This is a genomic window from Granulicella aggregans (assembly GCF_014203275.1).
Classification (GTDB): Bacteria; Acidobacteriota; Terriglobia; order Terriglobales; family Acidobacteriaceae; genus Edaphobacter.
In genome coordinates, this window is sequence record NZ_JACHIP010000004.1 from 232,450 (window position 1) to 246,320 (window position 13,871).

Sequence of the window (13,871 nt, forward strand, 5' to 3'; positions counted from 1 at the left end):
AAGCGGCCTTGCCTCGCATCAGTTCGCGGACGTGATGCTGCGGACGACAACGCCTGAGGTCTCGAAGTGGGAGACGCGGTGGTTGTTGCCGTGGCCAAGCTGTACGGCTTTGCGGAGCAGCATGATCAAAGGCCGCGACTGGTCTTCGAAGAATTTGCTCACGGCGTCGTCCCATGGGACGACGAGGTTGTAGGCGGCGTCGCACTTCTGGCAGTAGATGGGATCTTCAAGCCAGCGATGGAAGGCGGCGTGGGGCAGCTTGCCGATGGGGTCGGTGCCGGAACGGATCGCTGCTATGGTCAGCTTCATGCTTGTTTAGATTACTGGAAAGACAAAAAGGCCCGCTGCGCGCGGGGCGGTCACTTCGTGACTTGTATACCGCTTTGCATGGGCCTTCCTTTGGTCGGCATAGACTTTATTTGGCGAGCAGCGCGAGCACTACGCGAAGCCCAATACGCGTCACGAAGTGACCGCCCCGCGCGTAGCGGGCATTGTTAGCATGTATCTAGAACACGCATGCGATCCTCTACCAATCCCCGCCGCTCTGCCTATCTCGCTTTGCTTATCTTGACCATCGTTCTTGGCCTCGTGCTGCGCCGCGTCCCCATGGGCTTGCCTTACGTGATCGTGAAGTATGGCGGATCGATGCTGTGGGCGATGATGATCTACTGGATCGTCGCTGCGCTTGCACCGGTGTGGAGCGCGCTTACTTCTGGCATCTTCGTCGCTGTCATCGCGGCGCTGGTGGAGTTCTTCAAGCTCTACCATGAGTCGGTGCTGGATGCGTTCCGGCGTACGCTCGCGGGATCGCTGCTGCTGGGCCGGTACTTTTCGTGGTGGGATGTCGTCGCTTATCTTGTGGCGATTGCGATTGCGGTGCGGCTGGATCGTAGCTTCATCCGGCGCGGAGGAGCTTAGCCTACCGTCGTTCACGGAACTTGTTGGCCAGCAGAAACTCTTCGCGCAACTCGGGAGTCTTGAGGTTCTCGCGAATGTGCTGGAGTCGCTGTTCGAGTGCGAGCAGGGTTGCGGCGACGGGATCGGTGTTGGAGAGGGCTACGTCGCGCCACATGCTGTAAGGGCTCGCGCCAAGGCGTGTCATCTCGCGTAGGGCGCGGCCGCCGATGGCGTCGATCTCGGCGCGGCGCGCGGGATCGTTGCCGAAGGTGTCTTCGAGGAGCGCGGCGAGGGCGGTCGAGAGCATCTGCGGCAGATGGCTGACCCAGGCGCAGAGTTCGTCGTGATGGGCGGCTTCGAGATCGAGTGTGCGTGCGCCGAATTTGGCGATCCAGCTGCGCCATTCCTGCTCGATGGCTGAAGGCTCACGTTCCGTGGGTGGCGTGCAGAGCCACATCGCGTTGTGGAAGAGCGTGGCCTCGGCGAGGGCTGCGCCGCCGGACTCTTTGCCAGCCATGGGGTGGCCGGGGAGGAACGTCGCTGCCTGTACTCCTGCAAAGAGCCGCGTGGCGGCGTCGGTGATCTGGAGTTTGGTGCTGCCTACGTCGGTGATGAGTTGGCCGGGTTTGAGGACCGGTGCGAGAAGGTGCATCCAGTCGAGGATGGCGAGGACGGGAACGGCGAGAATGACTACGCTGGCGCTCTCGCAAGCGGTAATCGTCTCGGCGCGGCTATGCAGGACGGTGTCGATTGCGCCATTTTCGAGCGCTGCTGCGAGTTCTGTTCCGCTTGCGTCGAAGCCTGCGATCGTGCCGGTGAATTTCGCTGCACGAAGGGCGAGGCCTGTCGATGCTCCGATCAGGCCCGTGCCGATGATGACGATTCGCTGGATCATTCGTCTCGCGACTACTTGGCCGGGGCCGTTGCGGTCACACCTTCGGCGATAGTCCGGCCTACTACTGGCGCGAGTTGCTTGAGCTTCTTCACCAGCTCCGTCAACTGCTCTGGACGTAGTGATTGTGCGCCGTCGGACATGGCCTTGTCGGGGTTGGGGTGCATCTCCATCAGTAGGCCGTCGGCACCGGCGGCTACTGAGGCGAGGGCCATTGGGGGCACGAGGTCGCGGATGCCTACTCCGTGCGAGGGGTCGGCGAAGACGGGCAGGTGGGTGAGCTTCTTGAGGACGGGGATCGCGGAGACGTCCATGGTGTTGCGGGTGTAGGTCTCGAAGGTGCGGATGCCGCGCTCGCAGAGCATGAGGTCGTAGTTGCCGCCGGAGAGGATGTACTCGGCCGAGAGGAGGACCTCTTCGATGGTGGCGGCGATGCCGCGCTTCATCAGCACCGGCTTGCGGACGTAGCCGAGTTCGCGGAGGAGATTGAAGTTCTGCATGTTGCGTGCGCCTACCTGGAAGCAGTCGATGTAGGGGAGCATGACGTCGATCTGCGAGATCTCCATGACCTCGGTGATGACGAGCAGGCCGGTCTCATCGGCGACTTCGCGGAGGAGCTTGAGGCCTTCGAGGCCGAGGCCCTGGAAGCTGTAGGGCGAGCTGCGCGGCTTGAAGGCACCGCCGCGGAGGAACTGGGCTCCGGCTGCGGCGACCTGGCGGGCGGAGGTGAGGATCTGGTCGCGATTTTCGACCGAGCAGGGGCCAGCCATAATGATGACTTCCTCGCCACCGACGACGACGCCGTTGGGGAAGGTGATGCGCGTGCCTTCGGGGCGGAAGCTGCGACCGGCCAGCTTGTACGGCGAGGAGATGCGGTAGGCATCGTGGACGCCGGTCAGCACCTTGAACTCCGACACATCGAAGTGGCTGGGTGTGCCGACACCCGCGAGGATGGTCTGCACCGAGCCGGTGGTGCGGTGAACGTTGAACCCGAGCTCAACCATCCGCTCGATCACATTTTGAATGGCTTCGTCGGAAGCCTGGTCCTGCATCGCTACGATCATTTGCCGCGTCCTTGCTTTCTTTCTAATTAGTCCCTTGCGGTTCTTTCTATGAAACTGAATCTTGTTGCTACCTCTTCTTCTGCAGCGACCGCATTACATCGATCAGACGCTCGTAGATGTGTTGCATCTCCTGGTCCGGCAGCGGGCCGGGGTTCACTCGCTTCACATGGTCGAAGACGTTCTGTTCGCGCTGCGGCTCATAGACTGCGAGGCCGCTGCGATGCTTGATTTCGCCGATGGCGGTTGCTGCCGCTGCCCGTTCGCTGATGAGCTTCACGATCTGCTCGTCGATTGCATCGATCTTGGTTCGCCAGTCTGCCAGCTCCAACTCTGTGCTCCCTGTCTCACTCATTTGCCACTATCCCTCTACGTTGAAGGTTGAAATCCGCAACGCCCATCATACTGGGATACCTGCTTACCGATATGCAGCGCGGATGCCCGATTGTTGTGATGGGCCTGCGCCATCGCGGAGCTTATAGATAAATCTGCCGACGACAGTTGCTGCCTCCTCGGGCGGGGTCTTCTCAATGAGCGAGACGATTGCGCTGCCGATGACAGCTGCTTCGGCGAACTTGCCTACGGCGGCAACGTGGATGGAGTTCGAGATGCCGAAGCCTACGGCGATGGGCAGCTTGGTGAACTGGCGCAGGCGGGTTACGAGGTCTTCGGCGTCGTCGGCTACCTGGGTCTGCGTGCCGGTGATGCCGACGCGGGAGATGGCGTAGACGAAGCCGGGTTTGCCGGTGGCGAGGCTGGCCTCGGCGATGGCTTTCAAGCGGCGGTCGGGGCTGGTGGGCGCGGCGAGGAAGATAGGCGCGAGCTGGTTGGCGCGCAGAGCTTCGAGATATTCGTCGGCCTCTTCGACGATCATGTCGGTGAGCAGGATGCCGTCGATGCCGGCGTCGGCGGCCTCGCGGCAAAGCGGTTCGATGCCGATGCGGACGACTGGGTTGAGGTAGGAGAAGAGGACGAGGCCGGCGTTGGGGCGGGCTTCGCGGATCTGCTTCGCGACGACTAAGACGTCGGTGAGGCGGACGCCGCGAGCCACGGCGCGTTCGCTGGCGCGTTGGATGACGGGGCCGTCGGCGAGGGGGTCGGAGAAGGGGACGCCGAGCTCGATGACGTCGGCACCGTTGTCGATGGCGGCGAGGGCGATGTCGCGGGTGGTGTTGAGGTCGGGGTCGCCGGTGGTTAGGTAGGCGACGATGCCGGGTTTCTTTTCAAATTTAATCGCCATAGATAATGGTTTCCAATCTCAGTATTGCCTTCAGCCGTGCGGTTGTTTCATTCATGGTGCGGTAGGCATCTTGCGGATTCAGATCGCCGAAACGCCCGCGTCGGGAAAGTCAGAGCTTCGATGAGAGTAATGACGCTTGTTCAAAAATCCTGCAAACCGAAGCTTCAAGCAGGGTGTCAGATCACCGTCGCCGATGTTTGTGCGCACGAAGGAAAAGCTCTCCAATGCCTGCAATTCGCCTAGAAACTTGAGAGAAGTAATCTCTCCACATTTATTAAATGCCAGTCGCTTTAGCGACCGAATGACCTTCACCTGATCATGGTGCGCGAGTGCTGGACAATTCCCAAATTCCAGTGTTTCCAGAACGCCGTCCGCGAAGGCGCTGAGCGCAGATATATCGAATAATTTAGAAAAATAATCCACCGTCAGCCTCTTGAGACTTGTGAAGCGACCAATCCCTGAAAGCGTCGGATTGCGCGATTGAACCAGATCCAGATCCTCGAGATGCGGCATTTCGGGCAGACCAGAGAGATCGCGATTCGCGGGAGAGTAATTGCTCAAGGATAGTGTCCGTAATGATGACAGTGATTCACCGAGTCGCAATTTCGGCCACCACTGAACTCGAAGTTCTCTCAGTAAAGGAAAGTTCGCTAAGTCGAGCGGCTGCTTTGCTCTCCCTGAAATGAGAAGGTAGCGAAGGTGTCCGAGAGCGGCGACGCTGGAGATGTCGATCATGTCAGCATGTTGGATATGGAGTTCCTCGACCCATGGAAAACGTGAAAGGAAAGAGATATCTGGGAGCTCGAATCCGCCGAGCGGAGTAATCGCGATGCGTCCCCCATGATTCCGTAGAGCGTAATCCATGCACGCGTCAATCCTTTGGGACTCGATGAAGACAGCCCGTGGGAACGGTGGGAAACCCATCAACTGGAATTGTTCGTTGCCTTCTAATTCTGGTGAATACATTTGGGCTTATCCTCAGCTTCCATGGTTTAGGAGACGTCTGAAGCTCCCTTCAGATCAAGTTCTCGCGCGAGAATCCCCATGTCCTTATCGCCGCGTCCTGAGAGGTTGACCATGATGATGTCTGTTTGTGAGCGGGTTGGCGCGATGCGGATCGCTTCTGCCACCGCGTGGGCCGATTCAAGAGCGGGGATGATTCCCTCGGTGCGTGAGAGCGTCACTACGGCCTTGAGGGCCGCATCGTCGGAACACGAGACGTAGCTTGCGCGGCCCGAATCGTGGAGCATCGCGTGCTCCGGGCCGACAGATGCGTAGTCCAATCCCGCTGAGACCGAGTGCGTGCTCGAGATCTGTCCGGCGTCGTTCTGCAGGACGTAGGAGTACGTGCCCTGGAGGACGCCGGGGGTGCCTCCGCCGATCTTCTGGAAGCGGGCGGCGTGTTCGCCAAGGCCCGTGCCTCGGCCGCCGGCTTCGACACCGATCAACTCGACGCTGGTATCGGGAAGGAACTCGTAGAAGGCTCCGATGGCGTTCGATCCGCCGCCGACGCAGGCGATGATTGCGTCGGGTAGCTTGCCTTCGGCCTCGAGGATCTGCTGGCGCGCCTCGATGCTGATGACGCGATGGAAGTTGCGGACCATCGTCGGGTAGGGGTGCGATCCGAGGGCGCTGCCGAGGACGTAGTAGGTGGACCGGACGTTGGTGACCCAGTCGCGCATGGCCTCGTTGATGGCGTCCTTCAGGGTAGCGGAGCCGCCGGTGACGCCGCGGACCTCTGCACCGAGCAGCCTCATGCGGTAGACGTTGGGCTCCTGGCGCTGCATGTCTTCCTGGCCCATGTAGATGACGCAGTCGAGGCCGAGGAGAGCGCAGACGGTGGCGGTAGCGACGCCGTGCTGGCCCGCGCCGGTCTCGGCGATGATGCGCTGCTTGCCCATGCGCTTTGCGAGCAGGCCCTGGCCGAGGGCGTTGTTGATCTTATGGGCGCCGGTGTGGAGAAGGTCTTCGCGCTTGAGGTAGATCTTTGCGCCGCCGAGGGTCTCGCTGAGGCGCTTGGCGTAGTAGAGCGCCGTGGGGCGGCCCGCGTAGGTGTGGAGCAGGCCATTGAGCTCGGCGTGGAATGCGGGGTCGGCCTGCGCGGCGGCATAGGCCACTTCGAGCTCTTCGAGTGCCGCCATCAGGGTCTCGGGTACGTAGCGTCCGCCGTAGGCCCCGAAGCGACCGGCCGTAGCTTGGGCTGGGGACGTTTTCTCTTCCGTTATCGCTGCTGCAACGCTCATCAGAAGTTCCTCTAAACCAAATCAAAAAATGCAGGTCTAAAACTGAAAAACCGCAACCTTTAGGGTCGCGGCTCGTGTGGATGTCGATTCAACTGAAGCGTTACTCGTGTCTCAGATGAAGCTACTCCGCCGATGCCGCGTCCGGGCTCCAAAAGGAGCGCCAGTAGCGGGAGGTAAAGCTAAAGCGGCTGGAGGCAAAAGTCATCTTGAAGTCGACGATACACTCCTCGCCAATAGTCTCGCAAGCTCACCTGGCTGAAATTTTGTGGGAGTGAAACAAATTTCTGAGATTCTGTAACGAATTTCTATGGGCCCGCACAACAAAATCATGAATCCGAGCATCACGTTCGCGCGTCCTATCTGCAGCAATGGAGGAGAATATGAAACTGAGAATTGCACTCGTATTCGCACTGGTTGCTGGCGTTAGTCCCGTACTCGCAGTGGCCCGTACGCAGACACCCAGCGTTCACCAGCATGGTTCGACGATGCACGATCGCGCTCCCCACGCGCGTATTCATGAGTCGCAGCCGCACCACTAATCACTAACGTTTTTTCGCGGATATTCCGCGTGTTTCGACAGGCCGGGCCCGGCCAGCTTCACCCCCATCCCAAACTGATCCAAACAACAGAATCGATCTCAGGTTCCGGGATTACTCGATCTTCCCGGCATCTGCTGGTCTGCTTTGACTTTAAGATCGTGAATCTCTTCCACGGTGCCGTACCAGCGAACGACTTCGCCCGTCGGTCCGAACCGTGGCACGCCTTTGGAGCGCATCCACTTCCACTTATCTTCGAAGTCGCCTACGCGGTATTCGATGTCGACGGGCGCTTTGGTCTCGAGCGCGGCCTTGATCGTGTTAATCGTGGGTTCCAGGTCATCCGGATGCAGAGCTTCCATCCAACCGAGGTTGCGCGCATAGGCCTTGATCTCCTGAATGCTGCGCACCCAGCCTGAACTCGCTTGAACGGTCTGCGCCAGAGCGTCTACAGCGTTGGTCAACACGGTAGTCTGGTTCGCCAGGGCCGTGGCGTAACCTGCACCCGCCATGGGCAGGTCTCCGACGTTTTTCTCGCCCGTGACATCCAGCACCGCCACGGAGATGCCGATTACCTCGTCCGCTTCGTCGAAGGCGGGGTAGTAGGTCACCCGGAGTGTCTTCTCCAAGTCGTTATCGCTTTTGGGTGGAATGGAGATGTCGGTTTCGGATATGGATTCTCCCTTCAGCACTCTAGCCAGGTACGCCTCGATGCGGGGAAAGAGCTCTGGCAGCACTTCGGCCACGGTCTTGCCGATGTGATCCACCAAAGGAATCTCATTGATATCCGCGAGCCGCTGATTGAGGCTGATGTAGCGCAGATTGCGGTCGAGAAAGCACAGGCCTACAGGAGCTCCATCGTAGATCGCCTGTAGCTGGGAGAGCCGCTGGGCGGGAAGCGCCTGCAGGTTGGAGCTTGCCCAACCCTCGCCTGGGCTTGCCATTCCGGGAGAGATGGGGCGAGGGGCGGCGACGACGAAGCCCGTGATCTCGTCGATTGGTACAGCCTTACCGTAGAGCCAGCCCTGCGCTTGTTCGCAGCCGAGCCAGATCAGCATGTCGGCCTGGGCCTCCGTTTCGACACCTTCGGCGACTGTTACCAGTCCGAGGCTGTGTCCCAGGCCAATGATCGAGGCCACAATCTTGCGGCTCTCACGTGTCTTCATCATGGCATTGATGAAGACACGGTCGATCTTCAACTCGTTGAAAGGAAGGACCTGTAGTTGGGCAAGGCTGGAGTATCCGGTGCCGAAGTCATCGAGCGCGAGTTTGCAGCCCATGGCTCTGAGCTCATTTGCCACGACAAGGGCGCGACTGAGATCGGTGACCATGGCGCTCTCGGTGATCTCAATCATCAGGCGGTCAAGGGGGAAGTCTCCGGCCTCAGCGAGGTCGCGAATTCCGTTTACCAGCGTGGCATCGCGGAGTTGGAGAGGGGAGATGTTTACCGAGAGCAAGAGGGGGCTGGCGAGCAGTGAGGCCGCGGCAAAGGCTTTGCTCATGACCTGCTGGGTAAGCTCCCAGATGAGGCCGTTCTGTTCAGCCAGGGGGATGAAGTTTTCCGGGAGGACGAGGCCCCAGTCCGGATGCAGCCACCGCGAGAGAAGCTCAAAACCCGTAATTTTGCCACTTCGCAACGCCGTAAGGGGTTGAAAGCACGGGACAATCTGGTTTTGTTCAATAGCTCTGCGTAACGTGTCCAGATCCGAAATCATTTCGTGCCTTATGACTGGATTTCAGAATTTTTATTTGAGACTGACGCTTACAGCCTACACGAATTACTGATTTGGGCTTGATGCCCCAAGGGATGGGCTGCGCGCCTACAGTAAATGTTATCTAGGCTGAGAGCCTGCAATGAAGCGCAGCAGCTTCTCGCGATCCTTTTGTCCTGGGGCCGCCTCGACTCCGCTGGCGACATCAACACCCCAGGGGTTCAAGGCGGCGATGGCCGCAGCTATGTTTTCCGGGCGCAGACCGCCTGCCACGATCAGCTTGCCTGAATAATCCGCCAACGCTTCGCGCGCTGCGGCCCAATCGAAGCTGACGCCGGTTCCGCCCGCGCCTTTTGCGTTCTTCGAGTCGATCAAGACGCTGTCGATGGCCGCCTCCTGGGCGATCTTCCGCAACTGTTTGCGAACCTCTTCCGCATTGTTGGCTTCGCCATCGACGGTCCAGTGAATCGTCTGGATAATCGTGACGGCGTCGCCAAGCTCTTTTCGCAGATCACGCGCGAGATCAAGGTCGAGGCCGCCGTGCAGTTGCACGCCGGTCAGGCCGGTGAGGCGGAACGTTTCGACGATCTCTTGCTCGTCGCGCGTCATGAAGACGCCAATCTTTTCGAGTGTAGAAGGCAGATGCGGTGTGATCGCAGCAACCTGCGCAGGGGTCACCTGGCGCTTGCTGGGCGCGAAGACGAAGCCGACGGCATTGGCACCTAGCTCAGCGGCGAGGAGGGCGTCTTCAAGGTTCGTGTTGGCACAGATCTTGATCCACATGGGGCTACGCCAGGACTGCCGCTTCGCGGGCGAGCAGGGCACTGAGCGTTGCTCCGGGATCGCTCTCTCGCATCAGAGTCTCGCCGATGAGGAAGGCGTCATAGCCGGCAGTGGTGAGGCGGTCGATGTCTTCGCGGCCCTTGATGCCGCTCTCGGCGACGCGGACGACGTTCGAGGGGATGGTCTCGGCCAACTCAACCTGGATCTCCGGGTGCATGACGAAGGTGCGGAGATCTCGGCTGTTGACGCCGATCATCTGGCAGCCGATCTGGATGGCGCGGTCGAGTTCGTTGCGGTCATGGACTTCGCAGAGGACGTCCAGGCCGTAGGCGTAGGCTTCGGTGCTCAGGAGCTTCAGGTCGGCGTCGGTAAGCGCGGCGACAATGAGAAGAATCGCGTCGGCGTTCGAGGCGCGGGCTTCGAGGACCTGGAAGGGGTCGACCATGAAGTCCTTGCGCAGACAGGGGATCGATGTTGCCGCAGAGGCTATTTCAAGATTGCGTAGAGAGCCCTGGAAGAAGGGTTCGTCGGTCAGTACGGATAACGCACCGGCTCCGGCGGCTTCGAGCGCCCTTGCGAGCGGCTCGGGGTCGAATGACGGGCGGATCACACCGCGAGAGGGCGAGGCTTTCTTTAGCTCCGCAATGACTGCGGGATGAGATTTTGCTTCGGAGATGGCTTTGAGGCTTGCCGCGAATCCGCGCGGCTGGTGGGCTGCGGCCCGGCGCTCGAGGGCCGGAAGATCGGCTGCTGCCTTACGCTCTGCTACATCGAGCGCGGTTCGCGCCAGAATCTGGTCAAGCTGGGTCGCCATGCCTTCGCTCTTGTCTTCTGAATCGAGACGGGTTTGAAGCTGGAGAGAAAAATCTTTGGTGCCGAAGGGGGGACTCGAACCCCCACACCCTTGCGAGTACATGGACCTGAACCATGCGCGTCTGCCAATTCCGCCACTACGGCACGCTGTAAAAGCGTCTCAGCAAAGTGCTGAAGCCTTCAACCGTGAACCTCTAGTGTGTCAAACCCTGCCGGTGCTGTCAATTGAGGCTCCGCTCGCCTACACTGAACTCGCGTTCAATTGATTGCGAAGAACTTCCGAACAGAAAGTGGCCTCCATGACTGACTCGAACATGCCCCTGCCCTCTGCCGAAACGAAGGAGATGATTCCGGAGGAGGTGGCGCTGGGAATCCGCAAGCTGGCGCACGACCTGAGCAACGCGCTGGAGATCCTGGTCCAGACCAGCTATCTGCTGGGGACTGTGGAGCTAAAGGAGCCGGCGTCTGACTGGCTGCGGATGCTGGATGGCGGCGTGGAGAAGGCCTTGAATATCAATCTGGCGCTGCGCGAGTTTGTGAAGGCGCACACAGCAAAGTAAGACCTTGCGGGAGTTTTCCGCTGGCTAGCGAGTGGCTTGGTGGCGTGGGTCAGACAGGGCGGCGGTTATCCCAGCCGCGTACGTCCCACCCATCCTCGCAAACGACGCGAGTATGGATGGGGCACCCGAACTGTTAGGGCCGGCCAGGGTTTCTGATGTACTACACTCGCTGGTGGCGGAAGCGGCTTTATTTCCTTGGACTTGGCTTGGTGGTTCCGACTCGCTTCGACGCTGCCTTCTTCGGCGCGGACTTGCGCACGGCCTTTACCGGGACTGCAACAACGCCCGTCGCCTTTGCCTTCTTGGCTTCGTGAGTCTCGAGCAGCTTCTCGATCTGCTGCAGCAGGATGCGGGTCTGCATAGGCTTCACCAGCATCTTGTCGGCGCCGGTGTACTGCCAGCCATCTTCGTCGGTGGGAAACGCGGTGAGCAGGGCAATGGCGGGATTGTAGGCGGCGGCACGGGCGGCCTTTACTACGTCGACGCCGGCGTCTTCACTCTCCATGCGCATGTCCGTGATGACCATGCTGTACTCGAACTTGCGAAGCTTGGCCTTGCCCTCGCGGGCCGATGCGGCGGTATCTACATCGAAGCCGCTGATCTCAAGTACTGCCTTCAGCGTCAACAGTACGGCTACTTCATCATCTACAAGCAGGATCCTGCGTTTCATTTCCTGACCTTTCTCAAGCCCTTCGCCTGCTACGCGCTTTGGCGCGTGATTTAGCGGCGTTTCTCATCTTGCCCGTCTCTTCGCCCAAATGTCCAATCGTTGCATTCCTGTGGCCTTGCCAGCGGCCGTGTCTTTGCGGGCATTTCGACTGTCGGTAACCTGTGGCGGGACGTACCGAATGCTACACTTTAGTGTGCGGTGCAACCTGAAGTGGGTGCGCCTAAATCTCAACCACGCATGGCCAGCCTGCGGGCTCGGCTGTGGAGGCAAATTATTCCACCGATTGATAAGCGTTCCGCGAAGTCTTTTATCCGTACCAACGAGCGTATACGCGCTCGCGAGATCCGCGTCATTGACGAAAATGGCGAGCAGCTTGGCGTCATGGCTCCGTTCGATGCCCTGAAGATGGCGCGCGAAAAGTCGCTCGATCTTGTCGAGATATCTCCTAATGCCGTGCCTCCGGTCTGCAAGATCCAGGACTACGGCAAGTTCCTCTACGAGAAGGACAAGAGCGAACGCGCGGCGCGTAAGAAGCAGAAGGTGATCGTCGTCAAGGAGGTCAAGTTCTCTGTGACCGTCGACGAGCACGACTACCAGACCAAGAAGAACCAGGCCGTCCGCTTCCTCGGCGAAGGCGACAAGGTGAAGGCGTCGCTGCGCTTCAAGGGGCGCCAGATGGCTCACCGCGATCTGGGCTACAAGATTATCAACCGGCTGATCCTCGATATCGGCGATGCTGGTTTGGTGGAGTTCATGCCACGCATGGAAGGCACCACGCTGCACGCCATTATCGCTCCTTCGAAGAAGCTGGAGCCGGTGGTGAAGAAGCCTGCGACGGCACCCCAGGCGACTTCAGTCGAAACTCCGGTCGAGGCATAGATATCTGAGCGATCGCTCACTCGTCGACTCCGAAAATTAAAAGCCTCTAGCAACATAAGGCCACCCGCTAATCCGGGTGGCCTTTTTCGTGCTTGTGAATCCGTGCAACGCGCGCGCGGTTCGGTTCATGGAAAGTTTCGCCATGGCGCGATGGTGGCATTACGTTAGTAATCGCAGGCGTTAATTATTCAGCTATATATATGATTTTATTGGACTTATGGACGATACGATCTTATCTTCTGAATATTGAGTTTGTCTACAACTTTTGTTTGACCCTACCCATAAGGAGCTACACCATGAAGAACATCGTCCGCGCTTTCGTCGTCGTCCTCGCCCTCACCGGTGCCGCAGCCTCCACCAAGACTTCGTCTGCCTCCGCCCGCACGATCGCCGCTTCGTCGATGACCTCTTCGTCCTTCATGCCCGTTCCGACCTGCCCGCCAGATGGAACCACTGACTGCGGCATGGCTGCGAATAAGGGTAAGTAAGCTAAAAAAAGTACCGTTTCCCTCACAGCCTCGCGTAGACTTGCTTTACGAAATGCTGTGAGGAGAGCTACGCATGACACTCGCGCACGCGGTCAAACTGTTAGGGTATTGCGATCCACTCCTTTGCCTGATTGCAGTTGCGGCCTTGCTTCGGGCGAAAGCGGTCAAGTCCTACGGTTATCTGGCGACCCTTTTACTTGCAAGAGTAGCTTTCTTCACCGCCGAGTGGACGATAGACTCCCTCGGCGGTTCGGTGATCAGCACGAAGACAGCGTATGTGTATTACTTTTACACGTACTGGACGGCATTTGCGGTCGAATCGGTTTTCATGCTGATCGTGATCTGCAGCATGTATCGCCTCGCGATGGCTCCCTTGAAGGGGCTTCATACTTTGGGGATGCTGGTCTTCAAATGGGTGGCAGGAATCTCTGTCCTCGTCGCCCTGGGTTCCGCATTCGCTCCTCACATTACAAAGGTTAACTACCTCATCGGATTCGTTTCTCAGATGCAGCGCACGCAGAGCATCCTGATTCTCTGTCTGCTGCTGTTCGTCTGTTTCGCGATCCGTCCGATGGGGCTGTCTTATCGCAGCCGAATCTTTGGCGTAAGTTTGGGCTTGGGTGTGATGGCGACGACGGATATGGTCCAGTCCGCTTGGATCAACAATGTCAACTCCAGCATGTACGGTGCATTCAGTTTGATCAGCGGTGGGGCGATCTGCCTCACTCTCCTCACCTGGACGATCTATTTTGCGATGCCGGAGCCGAAGCGCCGCCTGATCACGCTGCCCACCACTTCGCCGTTCCTGCGCTGGAACCAGATCTCAGAGGTCCTGGGTGACAGCCCTGGGCATGTCGCGATTGCGGGGCTTCCGCCGGATATGCTTGCTCCTGCCGAGATTGAGATCATGCGCCGGGCTTCGGCCAAGATGAACACGACCACGGCATGGCCCGGGGTTCTGCCGTCGCGCTCCACCGACGCTGCCTGAGGTTGCCGGCAGGGAGTCGCCAGCAAAAGACGGGTCAAGAGCGAAATGCGGGGGGCTCTCCACTCCCGCTGGTCGGTCGAGATGACGTGTCATCTCTGCTTGGGTCAAG

General features: G+C 59.3%; 17 protein-coding genes and 1 tRNA gene. 6 read left to right on the top strand and 12 right to left on the bottom strand.

Annotation, left to right across the window (positions count from 1 at the left end):
- Positions 1-18: 18 nt before the first annotated feature.
- Positions 19-309, bottom strand: coding sequence for a hypothetical protein (locus tag HDF16_RS14705; RefSeq protein WP_184217908.1), 291 nt, complete (start codon positions 307-309; stop codon positions 19-21).
- A gap of 207 nt (positions 310-516) precedes the next feature.
- Between HDF16_RS14705 and HDF16_RS14710 the strand changes: the two genes are divergently transcribed.
- Complete coding sequence (locus HDF16_RS14710; protein ID WP_184217910.1) at positions 517-918, top strand: DUF2809 domain-containing protein; 402 nt, start codon at positions 517-519, stop codon at positions 916-918.
- Position 919: 1 nt separating this feature from the next.
- Here HDF16_RS14710 and HDF16_RS14715 read toward each other — a convergent pair whose 3' ends face one another.
- The 6 genes from HDF16_RS14715 to trpB all read right to left on the bottom strand — a co-directional run bounded on the left by HDF16_RS14715 (position 920) and on the right by trpB (position 6,333).
- Positions 920-1,792, bottom strand: a complete 873-nt coding sequence (locus HDF16_RS14715; protein ID WP_184217912.1) for a prephenate dehydrogenase — start codon at positions 1,790-1,792, stop codon at positions 920-922.
- 11 nt (positions 1,793-1,803) lie between these two features.
- Positions 1,804-2,853, bottom strand: a complete 1,050-nt coding sequence (gene aroF, locus HDF16_RS14720) for a 3-deoxy-7-phosphoheptulonate synthase (RefSeq protein WP_184217914.1) — start codon at positions 2,851-2,853, stop codon at positions 1,804-1,806.
- Positions 2,854-2,920: 67 nt separating this feature from the next.
- Positions 2,921-3,205, bottom strand: a complete 285-nt coding sequence (gene pheA, locus HDF16_RS14725; protein WP_348641323.1) for a chorismate mutase — start codon at positions 3,203-3,205, stop codon at positions 2,921-2,923.
- A gap of 63 nt (positions 3,206-3,268) precedes the next feature.
- Entirely contained in the window at positions 3,269-4,090 is an 822-nt protein-coding gene (trpA, locus tag HDF16_RS14730) for a tryptophan synthase subunit alpha (RefSeq protein ID WP_184217916.1), read from the bottom strand.
- Between the two features lie 78 nt (positions 4,091-4,168).
- A complete protein-coding gene (locus HDF16_RS14735; RefSeq protein WP_184217918.1) occupies positions 4,169-5,056 on the bottom strand; it encodes a hypothetical protein in 888 nt (295 codons plus the stop codon).
- Positions 5,057-5,082: 26 nt separating this feature from the next.
- Complete coding sequence (gene trpB, locus HDF16_RS14740; RefSeq protein ID WP_184217920.1) at positions 5,083-6,333, bottom strand: tryptophan synthase subunit beta; 1,251 nt, start codon at positions 6,331-6,333, stop codon at positions 5,083-5,085.
- 380 nt (positions 6,334-6,713) lie between these two features.
- On the opposite strand from trpB, the gene HDF16_RS14745 reads away from it, so the two are divergent.
- A complete protein-coding gene (locus HDF16_RS14745; protein ID WP_184217922.1) occupies positions 6,714-6,872 on the top strand; it encodes a hypothetical protein in 159 nt (52 codons plus the stop codon).
- Positions 6,873-6,970: 98 nt separating this feature from the next.
- Here the strand turns inward: HDF16_RS14745 and HDF16_RS14750 are convergent, their stop codons facing one another.
- From HDF16_RS14750 to HDF16_RS14765, 4 genes are all read right to left on the bottom strand, one after another.
- Complete coding sequence (locus HDF16_RS14750; protein WP_184217924.1) at positions 6,971-8,584, bottom strand: EAL domain-containing protein; 1,614 nt, start codon at positions 8,582-8,584, stop codon at positions 6,971-6,973.
- A 117-nt stretch (positions 8,585-8,701) separates the two neighbouring features.
- Positions 8,702-9,364 (bottom strand): phosphoribosylanthranilate isomerase, encoded by a 663-nt coding sequence (locus HDF16_RS14755; protein WP_184217926.1) that lies wholly within the window; start codon positions 9,362-9,364, stop codon positions 8,702-8,704.
- A 4-nt stretch (positions 9,365-9,368) separates the two neighbouring features.
- Positions 9,369-10,178 (bottom strand): indole-3-glycerol phosphate synthase TrpC, encoded by an 810-nt coding sequence (trpC, locus tag HDF16_RS14760; protein ID WP_184217928.1) that lies wholly within the window; start codon positions 10,176-10,178, stop codon positions 9,369-9,371.
- 56 nt (positions 10,179-10,234) lie between these two features.
- Positions 10,235-10,321: transfer RNA gene (locus HDF16_RS14765), tRNA-Leu, on the bottom strand.
- Between the two features lie 155 nt (positions 10,322-10,476).
- Between HDF16_RS14765 and HDF16_RS14770 the strand changes: the two genes are divergently transcribed.
- Entirely contained in the window at positions 10,477-10,737 is a 261-nt protein-coding gene (locus HDF16_RS14770; RefSeq protein ID WP_184217930.1) for a hypothetical protein, read from the top strand.
- Positions 10,738-10,924: 187 nt separating this feature from the next.
- Here HDF16_RS14770 and HDF16_RS14775 read toward each other — a convergent pair whose 3' ends face one another.
- Positions 10,925-11,407, bottom strand: coding sequence for a response regulator (locus HDF16_RS14775; protein WP_184217932.1), 483 nt, complete (start codon positions 11,405-11,407; stop codon positions 10,925-10,927).
- A 237-nt stretch (positions 11,408-11,644) separates the two neighbouring features.
- Between HDF16_RS14775 and infC the strand changes: the two genes are divergently transcribed.
- The 3 genes from infC to HDF16_RS14790 all read left to right on the top strand — a co-directional run bounded on the left by infC (position 11,645) and on the right by HDF16_RS14790 (position 13,762).
- Positions 11,645-12,286 (top strand): translation initiation factor IF-3, encoded by a 642-nt coding sequence (infC, locus tag HDF16_RS14780; RefSeq protein ID WP_246409121.1) that lies wholly within the window; start codon positions 11,645-11,647, stop codon positions 12,284-12,286.
- 296 nt (positions 12,287-12,582) lie between these two features.
- Positions 12,583-12,774: a hypothetical protein gene (locus HDF16_RS14785; RefSeq protein WP_184217933.1), complete on the top strand. Its 192-nt coding sequence runs from the start codon at positions 12,583-12,585 to the stop codon at positions 12,772-12,774.
- Between the two features lie 73 nt (positions 12,775-12,847).
- Entirely contained in the window at positions 12,848-13,762 is a 915-nt protein-coding gene (locus tag HDF16_RS14790; protein ID WP_184217935.1) for a hypothetical protein, read from the top strand.
- Positions 13,763-13,871: the final 109 nt, after the last annotated feature.